This is a genomic window from Serpentinicella sp. ANB-PHB4, assembly GCF_031432315.1.
Lineage (GTDB): Bacteria > Bacillota > Clostridia > Peptostreptococcales > Natronincolaceae > Serpentinicella.
The window spans coordinates 32,506-57,480 of sequence record NZ_JAVKGO010000010.1; the positions used below are offsets into that span (position 1 = coordinate 32,506).

22 protein-coding genes and 2 other annotated features are annotated in these 24,975 nt (G+C 32.4%); of the genes, 21 read left to right on the plus strand and 1 reads right to left on the minus strand.

Going from position 1 to position 24,975, the window contains the following annotated elements; all coding sequences use genetic code 11:
* The first annotated feature begins 17 nt into the window (after positions 1-17).
* From rpmI to RH915_RS08845, 15 genes are all read left to right on the plus strand, one after another.
* The gene (gene rpmI / locus RH915_RS08775; protein WP_310479385.1) at positions 18-209 is read left to right on the plus strand and encodes a 50S ribosomal protein L35; all 192 of its coding nucleotides are present in this window, start codon (positions 18-20) and stop codon (positions 207-209) included.
* A gap of 27 nt (positions 210-236) precedes the next feature.
* Complete coding sequence (rplT, locus tag RH915_RS08780; protein WP_310479386.1) at positions 237-596, plus strand: 50S ribosomal protein L20; 360 nt, start codon at positions 237-239, stop codon at positions 594-596.
* Positions 597-744: 148 nt separating this feature from the next.
* A complete protein-coding gene (locus RH915_RS08785) occupies positions 745-2,082 on the plus strand; it encodes a TrkH family potassium uptake protein (protein ID WP_310479442.1) in 1,338 nt (445 codons plus the stop codon).
* A 12-nt stretch (positions 2,083-2,094) separates the two neighbouring features.
* On the plus strand, positions 2,095-2,745 hold the full coding sequence (locus RH915_RS08790; protein WP_310479387.1) for a potassium channel family protein: 651 nt from the start codon (positions 2,095-2,097) through the stop codon (positions 2,743-2,745).
* A 12-nt stretch (positions 2,746-2,757) separates the two neighbouring features.
* Positions 2,758-3,555 carry a TrmH family RNA methyltransferase gene (locus tag RH915_RS08795; RefSeq protein WP_310479388.1) on the plus strand — a complete coding sequence of 266 codons (798 nt, stop codon included), beginning with the start codon at positions 2,758-2,760 and terminating at the stop codon, positions 3,553-3,555.
* Positions 3,556-3,662: 107 nt separating this feature from the next.
* On the plus strand, positions 3,663-3,758 hold the full coding sequence (locus RH915_RS08800; protein WP_310479389.1) for a YqzL family protein: 96 nt from the start codon (positions 3,663-3,665) through the stop codon (positions 3,756-3,758).
* A 33-nt stretch (positions 3,759-3,791) separates the two neighbouring features.
* Positions 3,792-4,009: a binding site (T-box leader), on the plus strand.
* A 75-nt stretch (positions 4,010-4,084) separates the two neighbouring features.
* Entirely contained in the window at positions 4,085-5,104 is a 1,020-nt protein-coding gene (pheS, locus tag RH915_RS08805; protein WP_310479390.1) for a phenylalanine--tRNA ligase subunit alpha, read from the plus strand.
* Positions 5,105-5,131: 27 nt separating this feature from the next.
* On the plus strand, positions 5,132-7,525 hold the full coding sequence (gene pheT / locus RH915_RS08810; RefSeq protein ID WP_310479391.1) for a phenylalanine--tRNA ligase subunit beta: 2,394 nt from the start codon (positions 5,132-5,134) through the stop codon (positions 7,523-7,525).
* Positions 7,526-7,648: 123 nt separating this feature from the next.
* Positions 7,649-8,200 carry a cell division protein ZapA gene (gene zapA / locus RH915_RS08815; protein WP_310479392.1) on the plus strand — a complete coding sequence of 184 codons (552 nt, stop codon included), beginning with the start codon at positions 7,649-7,651 and terminating at the stop codon, positions 8,198-8,200.
* Between the two features lie 158 nt (positions 8,201-8,358).
* Positions 8,359-9,117, plus strand: coding sequence for a metal ABC transporter ATP-binding protein (locus RH915_RS08820; protein WP_310479394.1), 759 nt, complete (start codon positions 8,359-8,361; stop codon positions 9,115-9,117).
* The gene (locus RH915_RS08825; RefSeq protein ID WP_310479395.1) at positions 9,117-10,004 is read left to right on the plus strand and encodes a metal ABC transporter permease; all 888 of its coding nucleotides are present in this window, start codon (positions 9,117-9,119) and stop codon (positions 10,002-10,004) included. The genes RH915_RS08820 and RH915_RS08825 overlap by 1 nt, the downstream gene beginning before the upstream one ends.
* A gap of 20 nt (positions 10,005-10,024) precedes the next feature.
* On the plus strand, positions 10,025-10,933 hold the full coding sequence (locus RH915_RS08830) for a metal ABC transporter solute-binding protein, Zn/Mn family (protein WP_310479396.1): 909 nt from the start codon (positions 10,025-10,027) through the stop codon (positions 10,931-10,933).
* Between the two features lie 183 nt (positions 10,934-11,116).
* Entirely contained in the window at positions 11,117-13,549 is a 2,433-nt protein-coding gene (locus RH915_RS08835; RefSeq protein WP_310479397.1) for a DUF3656 domain-containing U32 family peptidase, read from the plus strand.
* A 71-nt stretch (positions 13,550-13,620) separates the two neighbouring features.
* Positions 13,621-13,825 (plus strand) — a binding site (T-box leader).
* A gap of 48 nt (positions 13,826-13,873) precedes the next feature.
* Positions 13,874-15,100: a tyrosine--tRNA ligase gene (gene tyrS, locus RH915_RS08840; protein ID WP_310479398.1), complete on the plus strand. Its 1,227-nt coding sequence runs from the start codon at positions 13,874-13,876 to the stop codon at positions 15,098-15,100.
* 163 nt (positions 15,101-15,263) lie between these two features.
* Positions 15,264-17,261: a methyl-accepting chemotaxis protein gene (locus RH915_RS08845; protein WP_310479399.1), complete on the plus strand. Its 1,998-nt coding sequence runs from the start codon at positions 15,264-15,266 to the stop codon at positions 17,259-17,261.
* A gap of 67 nt (positions 17,262-17,328) precedes the next feature.
* Here the strand turns inward: RH915_RS08845 and RH915_RS08850 are convergent, their stop codons facing one another.
* Positions 17,329-18,567, minus strand: a complete 1,239-nt coding sequence (locus RH915_RS08850; RefSeq protein WP_310479400.1) for a nitrilase-related carbon-nitrogen hydrolase — start codon at positions 18,565-18,567, stop codon at positions 17,329-17,331.
* Between the two features lie 189 nt (positions 18,568-18,756).
* Between RH915_RS08850 and RH915_RS08855 the strand changes: the two genes are divergently transcribed.
* From RH915_RS08855 to RH915_RS08880, 6 genes are all read left to right on the plus strand, one after another.
* Positions 18,757-20,025, plus strand: coding sequence for an HD domain-containing phosphohydrolase (locus tag RH915_RS08855; RefSeq protein ID WP_310479402.1), 1,269 nt, complete (start codon positions 18,757-18,759; stop codon positions 20,023-20,025).
* Positions 20,026-20,347: 322 nt separating this feature from the next.
* On the plus strand, positions 20,348-20,659 hold the full coding sequence (locus tag RH915_RS08860) for a hypothetical protein (RefSeq protein WP_310479404.1): 312 nt from the start codon (positions 20,348-20,350) through the stop codon (positions 20,657-20,659).
* Positions 20,660-20,793: 134 nt separating this feature from the next.
* Positions 20,794-22,146 (plus strand): MATE family efflux transporter, encoded by a 1,353-nt coding sequence (locus tag RH915_RS08865; RefSeq protein WP_310479405.1) that lies wholly within the window; start codon positions 20,794-20,796, stop codon positions 22,144-22,146.
* A gap of 27 nt (positions 22,147-22,173) precedes the next feature.
* Entirely contained in the window at positions 22,174-23,499 is a 1,326-nt protein-coding gene (locus RH915_RS08870) for a D-alanyl-D-alanine carboxypeptidase family protein (protein ID WP_310479406.1), read from the plus strand.
* A gap of 152 nt (positions 23,500-23,651) precedes the next feature.
* Positions 23,652-24,062, plus strand: coding sequence for a PspC domain-containing protein (locus tag RH915_RS08875; protein ID WP_310479408.1), 411 nt, complete (start codon positions 23,652-23,654; stop codon positions 24,060-24,062).
* A gap of 5 nt (positions 24,063-24,067) precedes the next feature.
* On the plus strand, positions 24,068-24,961 hold the full coding sequence (locus RH915_RS08880; RefSeq protein ID WP_310479410.1) for a LiaF transmembrane domain-containing protein: 894 nt from the start codon (positions 24,068-24,070) through the stop codon (positions 24,959-24,961).
* Positions 24,962-24,975: the final 14 nt, after the last annotated feature.

The window sequence follows — 24,975 nt, forward strand, 5'->3', positions numbered from 1 at the left end:
GAAGGGAGGAAACACAAATGCCAAAAATGAAAACCCATAGAGGTGCAGCAAAAAGATTTAAAAAGACAGGTTCAGGAAGAATTAAAAGAATGAAAGCTTTTACAAGCCATATTCTAACTAAAAAATCAAGCAAAAGAAAAAGAAACTTAAGAAAATCTACACTAGTATTTAAAGGTGAAGCAAAAAAAATAGCGCAATTACTAAAATAATTTCAAAAGATAAGGAGGTTGTGAAATATGGCTAGAGTAAAAAAAGGTGTTACAGCACATAAAAGACATAAAAAGGTATTAAAACTTGCAAAAGGTTTCAGAGGGGCTAGAAGTAAATTATATAGACCAGCAAATCAATTTGTTATGAAAGCATTAAGACATGCGTACGTAGGTAGAAAACTGAAAAAAAGAGATTTTAGAAAACTTTGGATTACAAGAATTAATGCAGCTGCAAGATTAAATGGGTTATCTTATTCTAAATTTATGAATGGGCTAAAACTAACAGGAATTCAAATGAACAGAAAAGTACTTGCTGAAATGGCAATTAGTGATAAAGAAGGATTTGCTCAATTAGTAGAGCAAGTAAAACAAAAACTTAACGCATAGACTGTATATGTGTATAACCAGTTAAGGTATAATAATATGCCTTGACTGGTTTTAATTTTAGAATTATTTATAAATAAATACGTACAATACATATGAATAGAACCAAATAGTATAATGGTAGGAATGGTGGTGCTATAAATTGGAGAGAATGGACAATTTTAAATTAGATCCAACTCAAATATTAGTATTGGGATTTGCGAGCTTAATTTTAATTGGTGCTATACTATTAAATTTACCGATAGCATCACAAGATGGAAATAGTATTGGGTTCGTAGATGCACTTTTTACATCCGCATCAGCAGTATGTGTAACAGGTCTTGTTGTTGTTGACACTGGAACATATTGGACTGTATTTGGGAAAACAGTTATATTGATATTAATTCAAATTGGTGGACTAGGGTTTATGACATTAGCAACCATGTTCGCAGTTTTCCTTGGAAAGAAAATTTCCTTAAAAGAGCGTCTTATTATACAAGAATCCCTAAATCAGTACTCTTTATCTGGTTTAGTAAGGTTTACACAGTACATAATAATAGGGACACTAATTATTGAAGGTTTAGGTGCGCTGTTTTTATCCTTTACTTTTGTTCCAGAGTTAGGTTGGGCAAAGGGAATTGGTTATTCAATTTTTCATTCTATTTCTGCTTTTTGTAATGCAGGATTCGATATTATTGGTCAAGGACGGGGTTTGACACCCTATGTAAGCGCACCATTTTTAAACTTTAGCATTTGGTTTCTTGTAATACTTGGCGGAATTGGTTTTTCAGTAATTGTTGACGTATATAATAAAAGGAACATAAAACGTTTATCCTTACATACAAAGCTAGTTTTAATAATGACCGTTTCATTATTACTTCTAGGTTTTATTTCCTTTTTAGCTTTAGAATGGAACAATCCTAATACATTAGGTGAGTTAGATACTGGTGGGAAGTTTTTAGGCGCGTTTTTCCAATCTATGACAACAAGAACTGCTGGTTTTAACACGATATCCTTAGATCAAATGGGAGATGCTTCAATATTACTTACGATGATTCTCATGTTTATAGGTGGATCACCGGCATCTACAGCAGGAGGAATAAAAACTGCCACATTAGGTGTTATTCTTTTCACTGTGATCTCAGTTATCAAAGGGAATGAAGATACAGAGTTGTTGAAAAAAAGAATACCGAGGGATATTGTTAACAGAGCAATTACTGTTGCTATAATAGGATTTACATTGATATTACTTGTTACAACCATACTCACTATTACAGAGCCAAACTTAGCCTTTGTAGAAATTTTATTTGAAGTGATTTCAGCTTTTGGTACCGTAGGTTTATCCTTAGGTATTACATCGGAACTAAGTGTAATTGGTCGCTTAATTATTGCATTAACAATGTTTGCTGGTAGAGTTGGTACGATAACCATTGTTTTCGCGCTGGCTATAAAACAGCGTAAAAATAAAGGGACAATTAAGTACCCTGAAGGAAAAATAATAGTTGGTTAAGGGGTGTTTGTTATGAAGCAATTTATTGTTATTGGATGTGGGCGTTTTGGAGGAAGTGTAGCTAAGACCCTTTATCAAATGGGGCATGATGTTTTGGCAATAGATGCAGACGAAGATATTGTACAGCATATATCCGAACATGTAACCCATGCAGTTCAAACGGATGCTACTGATGAGCAGTCATTAAGGTCTTTAGGAATTAGAAACTTTGATGTGGCTGTAATAACAATAGGGTCAAATATACAGTCTTCCATAATGGCTACATTAATAGTGAAAGACTTAGGTATAAAGTATGTGGTGGCAAAAGCACAAAATGAGCTCCATGCAAAAGTGCTTTATAAAATTGGTGCAGATCGGGTTGTATTTCCTGAGCGAGATATGGGTATGCGTGTAGCCCATAATCTTGTGTCAAGCAATATACTCGACTATATTGAATTAGCTCCAGAATATAGCATTATGGAAATTACAGCTCTGGAAGAATGGGATCAAAAAACTTTGCATGAGATAGATGTTCGTGCTAAGTATGGCATTAACATTATGGCTATAAAGCATAGTAAAAATGATAAAATCAACGTATCCCCTGCTGCAGATGATGTTATACGTATAGATGATATTTTAGTTGTAATTGGACATAATAAAGATTTGAAAAAACTACAAAGGTAGTGTGGCGGTAGTATGAATAAAATTGTAATAACAAGTGATGAAAATAAACTAATAAAACATATAAAAAGTTTACAACTTAGAAAAAATAGAAACAAATATAATCAGGTTATTATTGAAGGGTTTAATATTGTTGATGAATGTACAAAAATTAAACCCGAGTTAATTGAATATCTAGTGTTTAGTCAAAAAGGACTATATACCCTAAATGGTAATGAAGAGAAGTATGACCAGTTTAGGTGTTATGAGATTTCTGACAATTTATTTAAAAAAATTGCTGGTACGGATACACCTCAGGGGATTTTAGCAGTAATAAAGATACCGAATTATAATCTTGATGCACTATTAAATATTGAAGGTGGCTTTTTTATTATACTGGATAGAGTTCAAGACCCTGGCAATATGGGAACGATTATACGGACAGCGGTTGCAGCCAATGCTACAGGGATTATTCTAACTAAAGGAAGTGTTGATCCTTTTAATTTAAAAACAGTAAGATCCACGATGGGCGCAATGTTTAGCATCCCGATTTTTCAGTCTAATGAAAATGAAGACGCTATAAGCACCTTAGTGAGTAAAGGTTATAAACTAATTGCTACTGATTTGAATACCGAAAGTACTTATAGCAATATCAGTTACAAGGGAAATATAGCAATTATTATTGGTAATGAGGCCCAGGGGATCAGTCAAAACCTATTAGAGGTAGCTAATGTTAAGGTAAAAATTCCTCTATTAGGGAATATCGAATCTTTGAATGCTGCTGTATCAGCAGGAATATTAATTTACAAAGCTGTGGAACAGAGAACCAAGTAGTTAGATTTTTCTAAAAATTTAAAACCATTTTCTTCAAATTTTATTGTTTCAAGCTATAACATATGCTATAATAAGTTTACATAAGGCTTGAAGGAGGGAGTGGTCCAATGCAGACCGCAAATACATTTTGGAAACTATTTGAATTAACTGGGTCCATAACAGCCTATATTATGTATAAAAAATTAATTTTAAATAAAATATAAAATATAAAAGATGAATACTATAAAAAGCATATTATAATAGCTGAGATAGAGATAAGTATGTAATAGACTGTCTACAGAGAAAAAGCACCATGGCTGGAAGTGCTTTTATACAAGTATTACTGAAATTCACTCTTGAGCTGTAAAACTGAAATTAAGTAGGTTTTATCGGGTAGACGCCGTTATATGTCTTAAAAGTGGCATTTGAATAATGCTATTAGGGTGGTACCGCGGATTATACCTTCGTCCCTTCATGGATGAAGGTATTTTTATTTTTTTGTAAAAATCATCAAACTAAATTTGATTTATTTGAAAGGAGAATTATAATAATGGAGCAAAAATTAAGAGCCCTTGAAGAACAAGCAAAACAAGACGTCAATGAGGCTCAATCAACTGATGCTTTAGAAAAAGTAAGGGTAAAGTACTTAGGAAAAAAAGGTGAATTAACGCAAGTACTTAGAGGTATGGGAAGTCTTTCAGCTGAAGAAAGACCGATCGTTGGTAAAATAGCTAACGTCGTAAGAGAGAGCATTGAAAAAAGTTTAGATCAAGCTAAATTACATATAAAAAACATTGAAATGACAGCTAAACTTGAAGCAGAAGCTATTGATGTTACAATGCCAGGAAAAGAAACGAAAATTGGTAGAAAGCACCCACTCTCGCAAGGTTTAGATGAATTAAAGGATATTTTTATAAGTATGGGTTTTAAAGTTGCTGAGGGCCCGGAAGTGGAAACAGTGTATTATAATTTTGATGCACTAAACGCCGCGCAAAATCATCCTTCAAGAGATATGAGAGATACTTTTTATATAAATGACGATGTAATATTAAGAACGCAAACCTCTCCTGTACAAGTTCGAGTGATGGAAAAAATGAAACCGCCAATTAGAATTATTTCACCAGGAAGATGTTTTAGAAATGATACACCAGATGCAACACATTCACCAATGTTTCATCAGCTTGAAGGGCTTGTTGTAGACAAAGGGATAACATTAGCAGATTTAAAAGGGACTTTAGAAGTATTTGTTAAAAAATTTTTAGGAGATCATACACAAATAAAATTTAGACCCCATCACTTTCCATTTACTGAACCAAGTGCAGAGATTGATGCTACATGCTTTAAATGTAATGGAGATGGTTGTCCATTTTGCAAAAAAAGTGGTTGGATTGAACTGCTTGGTGCAGGTATGGTTCATCCAAACGTACTTAAAAATGTAGGGATTGATCCTGAAGTTTATAGCGGTTTTGCCTTTGGTATGGGAATTGATCGCTTAGTAATGCTGAAGTATGGGATTGATGATATAAGACTACTTTTTGAAAATGATATGCGCTTTTTAAACCAGTTTTAATTATACTTATAATAGGAGGTTGTAATAATGTTTGTACCTGTTAAATGGTTAAAAGAATACGTTAATATAAATATCGATACAAAAACATTCGCTGATAAAATGACAATGTCAGGATCTAAGGTTGAAGAGGTTAAAGAAGTTGCTAAAGGTATTATGGGAGTTGTAGTAGGAAAAATATTATCTATTACAGCACACCCTAATGCTGACAAATTGGTTATCGTGTCAATAGATGTAGGGAAAGAAAAATTGCAGATTGTTACTGGTGCTGACAATATATCCGAAGGGGATTATGTACCGGTTGCATTACATGGAGCGGAGTTAGCCGATGGACTAAAGATAAAGAAAGGTAAACTCAGGGGAGAAGTTTCAGAGGGCATGTTATGTTCTCAAGAAGAACTAGGAATATCTAAAAATTTAATACCAGAAGAATTAAAAGATGGTATTTGGATATTAGATCAGGCCTATCCAATAGGTTCAGATATTAAAGAAGTACTACCTTTGGAAGATGAAGTGATAGAATTTGAAATAACATCTAATAGACCGGACTGCTTAAGTATGATAGGTATTGCAAGAGAAGCTGCGGCAACTATTGATACAAAGCTTTTATATCCAGAAGTAAAAATAAATGAAGTTGATAATAAAGCCGAAGACATTGCGACAGTAAGCATTGAGGATGAAGATGGATGTCCAAGATATATGGCAAGAGTAATTAAAGATGTAAAAATTGAACCTTCACCACTGTGGATGCAGCAAAGGCTTGCAAAGGCAGGGGTTAGACCAATTAATAATATAGTAGATATTACGAACTATGTAATGCTAGAGTACGGTCAACCACTACATGCTTTTGACATTGATTTTGTTAAAGACAATCATATTATAGTGAGAAAAGCTAAAAATGAAGAAAAAATTACAACCTTAGACGGTGTAGAAAGAACATTGAAGAACAATATGACCGTTATCGCTGATCCAGATAAAGCACTAGCAATTGCTGGGGTAATGGGTGGAGAAGAGTCCGAGGTAACAAATAATACACAAACAATACTATTAGAAGCGGCATATTTCAACAACGATAGTGTAAGACAAACATCAAAAGAATTAGGCTTAAGATCGGAAGCATCTTCTCGTTTCGAAAAAGGATTAGACCCAAACCTTGTTGAAGTTGCCTCAAAAAGAGCTTGTCAGTTAATTGAAGAGCTAGGTGCAGGTACAATATTAAAAGGAGCAGTAGATCAATATCCAAAGGTATATGAAACAAAAAAAATGACCATACGTCCTACACGAATTAATAATTTATTGGGCTTAAATCTTACTACAGAAGAAATGATTAATATACTTGAAAAGTTAGAAATTAGTGCTAAGACGAAAGAAAATATGATAGAAGTTACTGTGCCGAGTTTCCGTATAGACTTAGATCAAGAAGCGGATTTTGTTGAAGAAATCGGAAGGATGTACGGATTTGATAATATTCCTGCAACCATGGCAAAAGGAAATATCACTGTTGGTGGAAGAACAAATGAACAAACAATAGAGGACTACACAAAAAAAATATTAAGTAACATGGGAATAAATGAAGTGCTAACTTATTCATTTATTAGTCCTAAAGGCGTAGACAAAATTAAGTTAGGTGAAAATGATATCAAACGTAATTTTGTAAAATTAATAAATCCATTAGGAGACGAAACAAGTGTCATGAGGACAACGATTCTTCCAAATATAATGGAGGTTATGGAGCGTAACTACAACCGTAAAGTTGAAGCCGCTAGCGCATTTGAAATAGGAAGAGTTTTTATCCCTCAACCTGATAAAAAGAAAAAGCTACCTTTAGAGCTTAAAAGGCTAGTTATGGGTATGTATGGTGAAGTAGATTTTTTCACAATAAAAGGCAATGTGATTACCCTTCTAGAAAGATTAGGCATAACAAACTATAAATTTGAAGCAGAAAAATATAATCCAACCTATCATCCAGGAAGATGTGCAAATATTATTTTGGGGGAATATAACCTAGGGACAATAGGAGAAATTCATCCAGTAGTTGCAGAGGAATATGGTATAGGTAGCCGAACATATTGTGCAGAATTAGACTTTGAATTGATCATTCAATTTGCGCGTTTGGATGTTGTTTATAAGCAGCTTCCTAAGTATCCTGCAATAACAAGAGATTTTGCTGTAGTGCTAAAAGATGAGATATTTGTTCAATCAATTGAAGATATTATAAGTAAAATGGGTAAAGGTATATTGGAAAATTATAAACTATTTGATGTTTATAAGGGAGATCAAGTTGATCAAGGATATAAAAGTGTTGCTTATACCCTTACTTTTAGACATAAAGAGAGAACACTAAAAGATGATGAAGTAAACAAAGTTTATAATAAAATAATTGATTCTATTAAAGAAGAACTTGGTGGAACCCTTAGAGAGTAGAATTTATTACAGTGCCTAAGACCCATTTTTAAACTTCGGTTAACGTATCTGATTTTTAGGAAGGATTTTAATTTTAAATAAAGAATTATAAAGATATAACAGTATGTAGAAGGGGGGATAAAAATGGTTCAAAACAAAAATAAGGTATATGTAAAAATAAATGGCCAGGAATATCCTATAATTGGGGCTGAGCCAAAGGACTATCTTATCAAAGTTGGTACCTTTGTTGATGAACATATGAAGGAGATAACCCAAGCGAACAAACAACTTAGCACATCAATGGCGGCTGTATTAACAAGTATAAATATTGCTGACCAATACTTGAAGTTATATATGAACGTTGAAGAATTTAAAAAAGAATTACATCCTAAAGAAGAGGTCGAAAGCATAAAAAAACAATTAGATGTAACGGTAAAAGAATTAGGGGATCAAAGAGATAAAAATATGTTACAACAAAAGCAAATAGAAGATTTAATTGATTATAAAGAAAAAGCGCAGCAAGAGAAGGTTGAATTTGAAGAAAAGGCTAAGAAACAAGAAGATGAGATTTCAAAAGCGGATGATATGATTAATGACTTAAGAAATAAGTTATTAGAGAATCAGATGAAACTTGTTGAAACGCAAACCAAGTTAGAAGAATATATAAATCGCAACGAAAAAAATAATAGAAAATAAAATATTAGTATTAAAGCGCCTAGATAAATTATTTTATCTAGGCGCTTTATATTTACAAGCACCTAAATCATATCGGGTTAATATACTACTAGTAGATGTTTGTTAGACGCAAGAAACTTTTATTATAAGAAACAAATTTTTTATAGGGAGGAGTAAATATGGGCATAGTTAACGCTTTGGATATTAAGAACTTGAGCGTTTCATATAATAGTAAAACAGCATTGGAAAATATCGATGTAGCTGTTGAACCCGAACAGTTAGTAGGAATAATCGGACCTAATGGGGCAGGAAAATCAACTCTGATAAAAGCAGTATTAGGTTTATTAAAGCCAGAACAAGGCCAAATCAGTTTTTTTGGTCAGCCACTAAAAAAATCCCATAAAAAAATTGCATATGTGCCGCAGCAAAGTGATATTGATTTAGATTTTCCAATTACCGTAGAGGAAGTTGTACTTATGGGAAGATACCCTCATATTAAATGGTGGAGAAGAGCAGATAAAAAAGATTATGAAATTGTAACAAGATTCTTAAAGGAGGTGGGGACGGAAGAACTACGCAACAAACAAATTGGTGAGTTATCAGGAGGCCAAAGACAAAGGGTATTTTTAGCTAGAGCATTAACCCAAGAGGCAGATATATTTTTTCTTGATGAGCCTTTTTCTGGTATAGATATGGCATCAGAGGAAATTATTATTAAATTATTAAAGAAATTAAGGGATCAGGGGAAGACCATTTTTGTTGTACATCATGATCTAAGTAAAGTAGAAGAATATTTTGATAGTTTATTGCTACTGAATAAACAGTTAATTAGTTATGGCAAAAGTACAGAAGTGTTTAATGTAAAAGCGCTACAAGAAGCATATCAAGGTAACTTAACTGTTATTCCAGGTCATAGCCAGTTGGTGGTGACATGTTAATGAGTGAAATAAACTACTTTATTGATGCATTAAAAAGCTATCAATATTTACAAAATGCTATGATGGCTGGGGTATTAGTTGGTATTATTTGTGGTGTTATTGGTTGCTTTATTATATTACGAGGAATGGCACTTATGGGGGATGCAATTTCTCATGCTGTTTTACCGGGAGTTGTAATTGCCTATATACTAGGGTTTAGTTTTTTTATAGGGGCAGTGGTAACAGGTATTATTACGGCTTTAGGTATAGGATATATTACCCAAAATAGCCGAATAAAAGATGATGCAGCAATAGGCATTATGTTTACAGCTGCCTTCGCTTTAGGAATCGTCTTAATTACAGCACAAAGAGGTACCGATGTACATTTATGGCATATTCTATTTGGAAATGTATTAGCTGTATCTAAAAGTGATTTGTGGATGACTTTAGGAGTAGGAAGCTTTGTGTTAATGATAATTTTTTTATTTTACAAACAGTTTGTACTTAGTTCTTTTGATCCAATTATGGCTCAAGCGATCGGACTTCCAAAAAAATTGATACATTACACATTGATGCTACTTTTATCACTTGTGACGGTAGTTTCACTAAATACCGTTGGCGTCATATTGGTTGTAGCCATGTTAATTACACCTGGTTCTACTGCATATCTTTTAACCGATAGACTTAGTGTTATGTTAGGGCTTTCTGCTGGGTTTGGTGTAATATCATCTATATTAGGGGTTTATTTTTCCTTTATATATGATGTAGCAACAGGAGCTTCAATTGTATTGGTTGCATCCTGCATCTTTTGCTTAGCGTTTATGTTTTCTCCGAAGCGGGGGGTTATTACGCAAAAAATTAGAAAAAAGATTGTAAATAAGAAGTCAAATACTCAGTTAATTGAATAATATATAGGGAGGGAGTAACAATGTATCGTAAAAAAATCACATATTTTTTATCTATTACACTTATTTTAACAACCATGTTATTTACGGGATGTAGTACGAATCAACAAGTAACAAGAGAAGAAGACCAAATACATGTCATAACAACCATATCAATTTTAGCAGATATTACGGAAAACATACTAGGAGATTTGGGAACCGTAGAGTACTTGGTACCAATAGGTGAAGAACCAGAGGAATATGAACCGATTCCTAGTGACTTTAGAAAAGTAAGTGATGCAAAATTGTTAATAGCAAATGGATTAGAAATTGAACCTTGGCTTGAAAGAGTTACAAATGTTACGGAAATGGAGCCTATATATTTAACAGATGGTGGTCCTACGATCCCATTGGTCGGTGGTAGCGGATTAGACCCACACCTTTGGTTAGATGTTAGTCTTGTAAAAGATTATTATGTAGATAATCTATTAGAGGCCCTAATTGAAATAGATTCAGATAATGAGGCTATATACACAGAGAACGCTGAGACATATAAGCAAGAATTAGAGGAATTAGATAATTGGATTTATGAACAAGTAAAAATCGTACCAGAAAAAAATAGGTATGTAGTAATAAGTGAAAATGCATATAAATATTTTGGAGATGCTTATGGATTCCAAACCGAAGGAATTTGGGAATTAAATTCTCATGAAGAAGGGACGCCTCAACAAATATCAAGAATTGTTGAATTAGTAAAAGAGAAAGATTTACCATCAATATTTGTAGAGACTACAGTTTCGCCAAGATATATGGAAATGGTATCAAAAGAAGCAAATGTACCAATTGCCGGTGCAATATATTCAGATGCACTTGGTGTAGAAGGTAGTGGCCAGGAAACTTATATTAATATGATGAAACATAACGTAGAGGTTATTGTGAATGGTCTAAAGTAGTTTATAAGTCCATAAGTCTAGATTTAATTGGAAATCTAGACTTATTTAATATACTAGGGAAATGCTTTGTTTAATTAAAAAAAACAAGGTTATTTCCCTAGAGTTAATTAAGAGAGTTATTTATTATTTATAAAAATGGTATAATAATATCTAAATTGTTTACAGGGAAGAGGTTGTTATACCATGAATAAGATAGAGTTATTATCCCCGGCTGGAAGTTTTGAAGCCTTAATCGCAGCTGTACAAAATGGAGCAGATGCTATTTACTTAGGAGGTAAAGAGTTTAGTGCAAGGGCATATGCATCAAACTTTGATCGTAATCAAATTGAAGAAGCTGTGGCCTATGCACATGTACGTGGTGTGAAAATATACGTTACGATAAATACATTAGTTAAAGATCGTGAAATAGATGCATTACTTGACTATGTTGAATTTCTATATAATGCAGATATAGACGCAATTATTGTACAAGATTTAGGGGTGTTAAATATTATAAGAAAAATATTCCCTAAGTTAGAGGTCCATGCCAGCACCCAAATGAATATTAACAATGTGGAAACTGTAAGATACTTACAACAACAAGGCGTTAAAAGAGTTGTTTTATCAAGAGAACTTTCATTAAAAGAAATAAAAGAAATCCATAAAGCAACATCTATGCCAATAGAAGTATTTGTACATGGTGCATTATGTGTTTCTTATTCAGGACAATGCTTGCTGAGTAGTTTTATTGGTGGTAGAAGTGGGAACCGGGGAAAGTGCGCCCAACCATGCAGAAAAAAATATCAACTAATATCTAATAAAGGTCAAAAACAGGATCAGTCAAAGTATTTAATAAGTTTAAGGGATTTAAATACCCTAGAAAATATAGAACAATTAATAGACAGTGGTATAACTTCATTTAAGATAGAGGGAAGAATGAAAAAACCTCAATATGTTGCTGCTGTTGTAAGTGCTTATAGAAAAGCAATCGATGCTCATTTAAAAAATGGAGATCATTTTAAGGATGATAAAACTCAAAATGAGTTAAAGCAAGTTTTTAATCGAAAGTTTACAAAAGGATATATTCTAAATAGTGCTAAAGAAGAAATAATTAATATAGAAAAACCGAATAATCATGGTTTGTTTTTAGGACAAGTAGATTATTATAATAAAAGAAAAAATTGCATTGGGATAACGTTAAAAGAAGACATTGCACAAGGTGATGGCATAGAAATTTGTGGAAAGACAAAAGACGTAAGGATAACTGTACAAAAGCTATTTGATAACGGCCGTTTAACCCATGAGGCTTTTAGAGGGAATCAAATAGAAATCGAAATTAACGATGCAGCTAATGTTGGAGATCTTGTATATAAAACCTATGACAAAAGACTAGACAAATCCCTAGAAAAATCCTACAGTGGTGGGCTAGAAAATAAAAAGATTGGAATATATGGTGATATAAAAGTAGAAAAAAATAAATACATGACGCTTTCTATATGGGATAATGATGGGAATAGCATAATTGCAAATAGTGAATTTATCGTCGAGCAAGCGATTAAATCACCTATTGATAAATCACGCATATTAGATAATTTAAATAAGCTCGGTAATACACCTTTTTATTTTAAGCATATTCAAGTAAGTCTAGATCATGATGTGGTGGTCCCATTATCGAGTATTAATAGAGTACGTAGAGAAGCAATAATTGCTTTAATAGAGAAAAGGAAAATAATTAATCATCGAGATCAAATTATTAAAATAGATCCTTGGAAGTGGGATAATAAAATGAATAACTATCTCCTCACAAAGTCTGAATTTAAGCTATATGTAAAAGTAAACAATCTTGAAAAACTTAAAGAAGTTTTAACGCATAACATAGATAGAATTTATTATGAGGATATAAATACCCTAACTGAAGCAATAAATTTATGTGATATGAATGATGTACCAGTTTATTTGAAAACATCAAATGTAGTTAAGAATATAGACTTTACAAAGCTTAATAAACCACTTCAAAATAAAGGGCTAACAGGAGTTTTAGTTGGAGACTTAGGCATGTTAGAATATATAAGCAAACACTTTGGTAATTTAGATATTGTACCGGATATTTCTCTGAATGTATTTAATAGTTACGGAATTGATCAACTACAAAAAAAAGGCATTAAAAAGATTGCTATTTCCCCGGAAATTGACATTAAGAGCATTAAACAACTAAAACTAGCAAACCATATGGAATTAGAAGTGATCGCATATGGTAAGTTGCCAGTTATGACAATGGAGTACTGTCCTATTAAAAGTACAGGAAAGTGTAGTGGGGAATGTCAATTCTGCCAGCAATTTAATTATAGATATAAATGGGCGTTAAAGGATGAGAAAAAAATTCACTTTCCATTAACCCATGATACTTTTGGAAGAACAATTATTTATAACAGTCATCCAATTTTTATGGCTGATCGACTGAAAGATTTGAATCATACAGCTATTACAGCACTGCGTATAGAAATAAGTGATGAGTCAATTGTACAGGTATCAGAAATATTAGAGATGTTTAAATGCAAAAGAATGATAGATCCTCAACATATAAAAAAAATGGTAGGTGAATTTACAAGGGGCTATTATTATAAAGATATTGACTAAATCATACATAAAGCTTGACAATGCTGTTAATTATATATTAATATACAATAAACATATATGAATATTATTTTATTTAAACGAAGAAGGAACAAGTAGGCTTTTATATTACTTATTAGAGAGCAGACTGGCTGGTGAAAAGTCTGACAATATAAAAGTACGAATTACATTCTGGAGTTTCAATAGGAAACTATTGCGGCAAATATCCGTTATCGTATTTTGAGGCACTCACTATTGAGTGTAAATTAAGGTGGTACCACGAGTCTTCTCGTCCTTTGGATGAGCAGGCTTTTATTTTTTGAACAATACTAGGAGGGGAAAGACAATATGACAAATGTATATGATGTACTTACTGAGAGAGGGTTTACAGAACAAGTAACCCATGGAGAAGAACTAAGAGAATTACTGGGAAAAGAAAGTGTGCCATTTTACATAGGTTTTGATGCAACAGCAGATAGTCTTACATTAGGGCATTTTCTCCAAATTATGGCTATGATGCATATGCAAAGAGCAGGGCATAGACCGATTGTTCTACTTGGTGGTGGAACTACTATGGTTGGAGATCCTTCAGGAAAAGCTGACATGAGAAAAATGTTAACAAAAGAACAAATTAATCATAATGCCCAACGATTTAAAGAGCAATTTTCTAGGTTTATAAGTTTTGATAATGATGAAGCATTAATTGTTAATAATGCAGATTGGCTATTAGACCTTAATTACATAGATTTCCTTAGAGAAGTGGGAAGACACTTTTCTGTAAACAGAATGTTGGCAGCAGAATGTTATAAGTCACGTTTAGAAGGTGGATTGACATTCTTAGAGTTTAACTATATGTTAATGCAGTCCTATGACTTCTTGGAACTATATAGACGATATGATTGTAAGTTGCAGTTAGGTGGAAATGATCAATGGTCAAATATTTTGGGTGGTTACGAACTTGTAAGACGAGTAGACGGTGGTTCAGTTTATGCACTAACATTTAAATTACTTACAAATAGTGATGGTAAAAAGATGGGTAAAACTGAAGCCGGTACAATATGGTTAGATCCTGCAAAAACATCACCATTTGAATTTTATCAGTATATAAGAAACTTTGATGATAGAGATGTAGAAAAAGGTTTAGCGTTATTAACTTTTTTACCTATGGATGAGGTAAGGAAATTAGGTACATTAGAAGGTGCAGAAATTAATAAAGCTAAAGAAGTGTTAGCATTCGAAGTAACTAAACTTGTGCATGGAGAAGAAGAAGCAATAAAAGCACAAGAAGCAGCTAATGCACTATTTGGTGGAGGGATAAGTGCTACAGATATGCCTTCAACAGAGATAGAAACTTCTAGATTTGAAAATGGGATTGATGTAATAACCTTAATGCAAGAAGCAGGTTTAATTGGATCAAGAGGGGAAGGAAGAAGGTTAATACAACAAGGCGGTGTAACGATAGAAGATAACAAAGTAACGGACATTAATCAGATAATAACAATAAAAGATTTCAATGATAATAAATTAATGATTAAAAAAGGAAAGAAAGTATACCATCAAATAAAGTTAGTATAAAGTAAAAAGAAACATTATTTAGTTAAAATATCCGTTGATATGGACATTTTAATAATTAATGTTTCTTTTTTAATTTCAACATCGACAATCTTTGTAGAATGGTGATATAATGAAATTATATAGTTTTAAAGAAATATTTACATCAGATTAGGGGGGATGATAGATGAAATCAATCAAAGCGAAAATGACACTTTCGTTTGGGGTGGCTATGACACTATTATTAGTTATTTTAGGTGCTATAATTGTGTTTCAAACCCAAAGAACGATTGTCCCATTGACACAGGATTTAACCCAGCAAGTAATTGGTGCTAGGGCAGATGAAATAAGCCAGTGGATGGATTGGAAAATAGAAGGCGTTAATACTATTGCAAACAATGAGGCAATAAAAAGTGGGGATTGGGACTTAGTTAGAGAAGAATTTGATAGTATGCAAAATATCGATTCTGATTTTGAAACTGCTTTTTTTGCAGATTTAGATGGATTTACATACTACACAACTGGAGAAGGCGTGGGCATTTCAAGTCAGGGATACTTTAGAGAAATAATATATAATGGTAAAGCGCGAGTGATTACCAATACAATGATTTCAACCACAACTAGAAGACCAGTTTTTGTTATCGCCCAAGAAGTTCGAAATGAAGATGATGAAGTAGTAGGTTTGGTTGGTGCTACGGTACAATTAGAAATTTTAACAGATGTAATTGAAAATATAGTTATAGGTGAGACAGGACAAGGGTGGATTGTAGATGGAGATGGACTAGTAATTGCCCATGAAGAACCAACCTATCAATCTAGGTTAAATGTTATGCGGTCAGAGAGAGCCGACTTTATTGGACTTGATCAGGCGGGCGAAGAGATGATGTCTGGTCAGATTGGAAGTAATAGAATTACTATGCCTTCTGGAGAAGATGCTATCATAATGTTTACACCGATCCCTGATACACCAAATTGGAGCTTAGGGGTAAGTATTATATATTCCGAGTATATGGAAAGAGCAAATGAAAGCATGCAGACAATCATTTTTATAATAGTAGGAATTTTAGTAGTAATGGCCTTAATTATATATCAAATTTCAGGTAGATTAAGTAAAAAAATAAAGTTAATCACCGACTATATTGCTAAAATATCATCTTGTGATTTTAGTGAAGATGTGCCAAAAACACTTCTTAAATCAAAGGACGAATTAGGGGATTTATCTAGAGGATTAGAAAAAATGATTCATGCTATTAAAGGCACCGTTGGAAAAATCCAGTATTCTTCAGATGAAGTTGCAAATGCTTCGCAAAAATTAAAGTTAACATCGGAACAATCTGTTGTGGCTTCTGAGCATATTGCTTCATCGACAGGAGAAGTATCTAGACACTCAGAGAAACAAATGAAAGAGATTGAATCTGCCGCTACAGCTATGGGAGATATCTCTGCTAGTATACAAGAAATTTCTAGTAATGTTTACGAGATCAATGAGTCTAGTAGTAAAGTTTTTGAAAAATCAAATGAAGGTAAAAAAGAAATTAATAAAGCAGCTGTACAAATGAACAGTATTAGTTCTAGTACTAAGGAAGTAAAGCATGCTTTAAATAAAATAACAACAAGCTCAGATCAGATGAATGCAATTGTAAATGTGATAAAAAGCATATCAGAACAAACGAATTTACTTGCATTAAATGCTGCTATCGAAGCAGCTAGAGCTGGGGATGCAGGTAAAGGTTTTGCTGTAGTTGCAGAAGAAGTTAGGAAATTAGCAGAAGAAACACAAAATGCAACCGGTGAAATTAATGCTTTGATTGTTGAAAATCAAGAGAATATTACAAATGCTAATCACGTGATGGAAGAAAGTTATGAAAATGTAAGTGAAGGAATAAAAGTTGTTCATGATACAAAGTTATCCTTTGAAGAAATTTCAACGTTGATTAGTGAGGTTACAGGACAAATTGATGTAATCACTTCAGCTGTAAGTCAAGTGGCAGATAATAGCCAAAATATTGTATCTTCATCATCTGAAATAGAATCGACTACAAAGCTGGTCACTAGCGAAATTCAAAATGTTTCAGCGGCTACAGAGGAACAAACGGCTTCGATGGAAGAATTAGCAGATTCTAGTGACAGTCTAGCTAAACTAGCAAAAGACTTAAGGGACATTGTGAATTCTTTTAAAATTTAAATAAAGCTAAAAAACTCTACAATTTGATTTGTAGAGTTTTTTATATAGTTATTATATATTTTTTAATTTATATATAGATTTTTTCCAGTTTATTTAGTGTATTTTTGTTATTTTCTTTAAGCGCAATTAACTTTTTATTAAAATAGGTTTCTAAAATATCTTTAGCTAAAGGAGAAATTTCTTGGTTATCTATAATTTGATCGTAAGAAAAAAAAGCAACATCAGAATTTTCGAAGCAATCCGATTTAGGAATTCCGTCAACGAAGTCCATAGTAAATGCAATGAAGCAATCAGTAATTTCATTATCCACTAAAGTTCTTATAGCAAAAACATCTTTTGCTTTTGATTTAATTGAAGTTTCTTCTAGTACCTCTCTTTCAATTCCTTCATGGAGCATTTCACCTGGATCTAAATATCCACTAGGCAAGAACCATTTATTTTTAAAATTGCCGTAGGATTGTTTAACTAGTAATATCTTACCTTTGTTATCAACAATTCCACCAACCCCGATACAATTACTTTTATAAATGAATTTATTATAGGCAAATGTATTCATTATATCCGAGTCTCTACGCTTATTTTGAACTCTATCAACTTCATTTACATCTATAGAAACAGTATGTAAACCCTCTGTGTCATCAGCTTCATAAATAACCTCACCAGTAGGTGATATGACAACTGAATGACCAAAATAATTTTTTCCTACCCTATTTGTCCCAACAATGAATACTTGGTTTTCAATTGCCCTTGCTTTGAGTAAAGTAATCCAATGATTATATAGTGGATCAGCAAATTGAGCAGTTACAAAAATAATTTTTGATCCTTGTAAAGCGAGTCCACGAAATAACTCTGGAAAACGTATGTCATAACAATTTGCAACGCCAAAGGTAGTATTATTTACTTTAAATTTAGGGATCCAATTTCCTGGTTCAAAAATTTTAGCTTCTAAGTTATTTGCAGTAACTAAGTGCATCTTTGAATATTTATCTTGAATGTTACCTAGTTTGTCAAAAACAAAAGAGGTATTAAAAATTCGGTCTCCTGCTTTTTCTGGTATACTGCCACCCACTACGACAGCGTTATATTTTTGTGATAATTCACTTAGGTCTTGTACAACTATTGCAGTATCTAAGCTATGAATATTCATTTTTCTAAAGTCAAAATCAACTGACCACATTTCAGGTAAAACAATAACATCAACATGATCATCTAGTGATTTCGTTAAACGTGATACAGTAGACTTATTTTTATAATAGTCTCCTTTACATATATTCATTTGAACTAAAGCTATTTTAATGATAGACATAGGACCTCCTAAAAAATAATATGCCTTTAATTATAAGGTTTATATTGGTATTCTATAGGAGCATTTAGAAATTTTCAATAGAAATAACATTTTTAAATATTTTTTATCTCTGTTTATGATAAAATGTCTATTAGATTAATATAATATATAGTTATATATAGATACATATGGAAATAATGAGGTGATAAATTGGAAGAAAAAAAATACTCGCTTATTCAGCTGTCAATGGCATTGTCTTCAGCAATAGACCTAATAAGTAAGCCATTGAACGATCATCATAAACAAGTGGCCTTTATTGCCTACTGTATTGGTCATGAAATGGGATTAGGAGACCAACACAAGGAAGAACTAGTACTGGCAAGTGTACTTCATGATATCGGAGGGCTTATTTATGATGAACGAGTAGAACTACTAGAATTTGAAGACCAAGATCATCAACAACATGCTGAAATAGGTTACCAATTGTTTAAAGAATCAACACACTTTTCTAGAATCGCAAAGATTATTAGATATCATCATGTGCATTGGAGCAAGATAGAAAATCAAACATCTAATGAAGTTATACCTTTGGAGAGTAATGTTATACATCTAGCAGATAGGGTTTCAATTTCTATTGACAAAAATAAAAGTATAATGCTTCAGGCAAAATATATAACGAAAAAAATCGATGAGAAATGTGAAAAAACCTTTAACCCAGAAGTAGTTAAAGCCTTTAAATCTATTGCAAAAAAAGAATCATTTTGGTTAGACTTAATAACAATACTTAACACTAATTTACTTTCCACATTGCCTATAAAAGATACTAAAATAAATATTGTTGAATTAGAAGAAATTACAAATATTTTTGCAAGGATAATTGATTTTAAAAGTAATTTTACAGTGGTTCATAGTACTGGAGTGGCAGCAGTAGCCGAAAGGATTGCTATAAAACTAAATAGCACATCACAATTTTGCAGAGAGATTAAAATAGCCGGTTATTTGCATGATTTAGGTAAACTCGCTATCCCGAATGAAATTCTTGAAAAACCCGGTAAACTAACTGAAGAGGAGTTTGATTTAATAAAAAGTCATACTTATTACACTTATCAGCTACTGAAAGATGTTAAAGGCCTGGAAGACATTAATGAATATGCATCATACCATCATGAACGTTTAGATGGTACAGGTTACCCATTTCATTTAAATGGTGATCAATTAAAACTTGGATCAAGGATAATGGCAGTTGCTGATGTATTTACTGCAATAACGGAAACTAGACCTTACAGAAAAGGAATGAGTGGTGAACAAGCGAGGGAAATTTTAAATCGCATGTCAAAGTCATTTGCCCTTGATGCAAGTATTGTCAATGTTGTTAATAGGAATTTTTCTGAAATAAATCAAATTAGAGTAGAAGCTCAAAAAAAGGCATTAGAGGATCGTGATAATTTTTCTAAGTTTGCTAATGCTGTAAATCAATAATTTTTCTAAACAGCCCTCTTTAATTATATTCTTTTAAAAAGAAGAATATAATTAAAGAGGGCTGTTAGATTTTAACAAACAAAAGATTTTTAGATGGGAAACAAGCACATCGTTATTTTGGATAAATATATTAGTAATAAGTATTTAATTAGGCGGTGATTGAACTGAATAAAAAAGGTGAATTTCATAGGAATCTTTTGTTATTAATATCTTTAGGGATAATATATATATTTATAACAGGATTAGAAAATACAGCTCCTGTGCCAGTGCCAAGGACACCGATTATAGTGCCTACTGAAAATGTTTGAAATGGGGTTTTAAAATGCTTACTAGAGATCAATTAGACGAATTGATTGCGAATGCGGTAAAACAACTTGGGAATGATCAAGAGTTAAATAGTATTGAGGAGAAACAGTTGAACATAAAACCATCTCAAGTATTGGCGTTATCAGGTCTCTTAGCTGGTGTATTTGATGTAACCTCTATTGTTATTAGAAGAAATCAGCAAGTGGAGTTAGTACTTGCAGGATCTTTGAAAAGAAATGAAAAGACAGATTTGGAAAGATTGATGTCAGAAATAGGAAAGATGCCTTTTGATGAGGTGTTAAAAGCGATGTTAAGTGATATGAAATAGCAATGGGATAACCACTGCTATTTTTTAGTTAGCAAAATAAAATTGTATATATACATTTATGGTGTTAAAATAGAAATGTTGTATAAAAATAATAATAATAATAAAAGATATGGTTACAGAAAGAAGGAACCACAGTGAATAGATCTCAACGATTGAAAGAAGATAAAATTTGGAAGCTGCTACTAAAATTTTCATTGCCTGCTATAGTTGGCATGATGGTAAACGCACTGTATAATGTAATAGATAGGATATTTATAGGACGTGGTGTAGGGGCTGATGGACTTGCTGGTATAACCATTGGTTTTCCAATCATGTTAATTTTTATGGCCTTTGGTATGTTAGTTGGCGTTGGAGGATCTGCGCTCATATCTATAAAATTGGGTGAAGATAATAAGGATGAAGCTGAGTTAATACTGGGCAACTCAGTATTAATGTTAACAGTAATCATATTAATCTTTTCTGTTTTAGGATTGGTGTTTTTAGAGCCTTTGTTAATTTCATTTGGTGCCAGTGACGATGTATTACCCTATGCAAAGCAGTATTTAACAATTATACTAGGTGGTGCTATTTTCCAAGGAATAGGTTTCGGTATGAATAATTATATTCGAGCTGAAGGTAATCCTAAAATTGCAATGATAACAATGTTGATTGGTGCAATTATTAACATTATTTTAGATCCCTTATTTATTTTTAGATTTAATTGGGGAATACAGGGAGCAGCATGGGCTACAATTATAGCCCAAGCAGTGTCTTCTGTGTGGGTGTTATTATATTTCTTTGGTGGAAAGAGCACCTTAAAAATACGGAGAGAAAATTTAAGATTAAACAAGAACATTGTTACGAAGATATTAGCTATCGGTTCGGCGCCCTTTTCTATGCAAATAGCATCTAGTATTGTAATCACTTTGTTTAATAGGCAACTTGCTACTTATGGTGGTGATACAGCTATTTCAGTAATGGGAATCATTCATAGTGTTTCAATGTTTACGTTAATGCCTATTTTTGGTATTAATCAAGGGGCGCAACCAATTATAGGATATAATTACGGAGCAAAAGCTTTTAACAGAGTAAAAGAAACACTAAAAATGGCTATTGTTTTTGCCACTGTTATTGTAACATCTGGATTTTTAATTACTAGATTATTTCCAAGACAAATAATTTACCTGTTTAACCGTGAAAATATAGAGCTGATTGAAATGGGAATTAATGCGATACAAATCTTCCTATTTGCACTACCTATAATTGGGTTCCAAATTGTAAGCTCTAATTATTTTCAGGCTGTTGGAAAAGCCAAAATAGCTACTTTATTAACGCTATCAAGACAGGTATTAGTATTAATTCCGCTCCTACTTATTTTACCAAAGTATTTTGGTTTGATGGGTGTTTGGTTAGCCGCACCGATATCTGATATTGCATCTTCAGTATTAAGTGGAACTTTTTTAAAACTTGAATTAAAAAAATTGACTAAAAAAACAATCAACGAATAAGCTGATCAATAGACTAGGGGGAATAGAATGAAACGTATAATTACAGGTGTTTTGTTAGTATGTATGATATTAGTCATACCTGCTCATGTTAACGGTTTAGGTTTAGAAGAAGCAAATGCTGGGGCTGTATTGCTAATGGAGCAATCAACAGGAGAAGTTATTTATGAAGTTAATGGATATGATAAAATGTATCCCGCAAGTACGACCAAAGTTTTAACTGCCTTAGTTGCATTGGATTATAGCGATATTGATGATATAGTAACAGTAGGAAATGAAGTTTATACGGTACCTTTAGACGCAAGTAAAGCTGGACATGTTCCAGGAGAAGAGATTTATCTGAAAAACTTAATTAAGGCATTAATGCTGCCTTCTGGTAATGATACCGCCTTTACCGTAGCTAATCACACAGTAAAAAAAGTAACTGGTAACGAAAATATTAGGAATGATGAAGCAGTTGCTATTTTTTCGAATCTAATGAATGAAAAAGCAAAAGAAATTGGAGCGGTTAATAGTAATTTTGTTAATCCTCATGGATACCATGAGGAAGCACATTATTCTACAGCATACGATTTGGCCCTAATTATGCAAGAGGCAATGAAGAATGAAGATTTTAGAAGAATTCAAAGTCTACCGTTTATTAATATTGAGGAAGGTGAGTTAGAAAATCAACAAAGCTATTACTGGAATAATAGAAATCTACTACTTCGTTCATCTTTTTCACAATACTACTATTCAAATGCCACGGGAGGTAAGACTGGTTATACAGGGCCTGCAGGAGAGTGTCTTATATCAACAGCATCAAAGGATGGTATGGACTTAATTGCAGTTGTACTTGATGCTCCTGAAAATAAACGTTGGGCAATTTCGAAAATATTATTTGAACATGGATTTAATGATCATACGCTTCACAATATTGCAAAAGAAAATGAGGTTATACAAAATGTTAGCATTTCAAATGCCTCTTTTAGAGATGAAGGTAATTTAGATGTAAAGGCAAAAGAAGATCTAACAAAAGTAATGAAAAATGAAAACATTGATAATATAAAAGAAGAAATTATATGGGATGCTGGGTATATAAGTAATGAAAGCACAGAGGAAATTAGTGTATTAACAGCACCAATAAATAAAGGTGATATTTTAGGAACAGCCACCTACACTTTAGATGGAGAAACATTGGGTGTTGTTGACCTAATAGCTGATAGAACTGTAAAGAAACAATTATTTATTTTTACACTATTCTCAATTAGAAACTTACTTTATTTAACGGGTGGACTATTATTAGTGGCGCTATTCATAGCTATAAGAAATAAAAGGAACCGGCGAAGAAGAAATTCAACATTACGATTTAGATAAATCAAAAAAATCTCTCAACATTAGGATGTTGAGAGATTTTTTATTTAATAATTTGTAGTAAATTATATGAAATAGTGGTATTTACTGCATAATAGGTATATAATTAAGTAAAAATTATAAACATCAATATTTGCTAAGAAAGGATGAGATCTGTGTCAAAGCAGCTTTATTTATCAAAACGCAATAAAAAAGTTGGTGGAGTTTGCGGTGGTATTGCAGAGTATTTTGATATAGACCCAACTATTGTGAGGTTATTTTGGGTAGTATTTTCACTCACGGGTGCCGGAGTGATCGGATATATTATAGCACTAATTGTTATACCAGAAGATCCAAATAACAATTATAAAATGGAAGCAGAGTATAAGGAAGGCTACTATGAAACGGATAGAACTGAGAGGAGAGATTCAAATAGCAATCTTATAATTGGTGGTATTTTTATTTTAATTGGTTTACTTTATATGTTTAGAAAGATTTTCCCGTTCTATTGGATTAATATTAGCCATCTATGGCCACTAATTCTTGTATTTATAGGCGTTATGCTAATTCTAAAAGGAAGGGAGTAATTCTTGTGAAAAAGGAAACATGGTGGACTGGTGTTTTATTAATCGTAATCGGGTTAATTTTTTTAAGTGCAAATGTTGGGCTTATTAGCTGGTCGTTCGTATTTAATATTAGTGTACTATGGCCATTAATTGTAATTATCATCGGGGTTAATATTATATTTAAAGAGAATTATAAACTGAGAACATGCTTGTGGATCTTTTTCCTTCTAGTATTAGTAGGATATTCATTTATTAATGAGGGAACAAACTATAATGCCTTTAATGAAGATGCAACTACTGAAATGGTGATAGAAAAAGAAGAAATCCAATCAGCGAATCTAGATATTAAGGTTGGAGGAACAAACCTAAATGTAATGGAAACCTCTGAAGACCTTATAAGAGTAGTAGGGATAAATGAGGAATTTCAGTATTATGTAACTTCTGAAAATGACAATGAAAAGTCTATTAACCTACAAAATAGAAAGAATCAAAAAAACTTTTTCAATTTCTTTAATAGAAAAAGTGGAAAGTTAGATATTCATTTAGATAAAGATATATATTGGAATATTAAATCCTCTATCGGAGCTGTATCTGGAGACTTAAATTTTAAAGATATCAACCTAAAAAGTCTGAATTTAGATGTTGGGGCGGGCAACTTAGATATTCATTTAGGAAATAACGTCGACTATTCTGAAATGATTTTAAATGCAGGTGCATCTAATATAAAGATTTATGTACCGGAAGAACTGGGTGTGAAAATAAGCTCAACTGGAGCACTAAACAATACTAACCTAAATAGATTAGGTTGGGAAAAAGATGGTGATACATATAAATCATTAAATTATGAAGAGATGGATAAAAAAATGGATATAGAGATTAAGATGGGTGTTGGTAATTTGAATATTGAAGTAGAAAAATGATAGCGAATAATTCG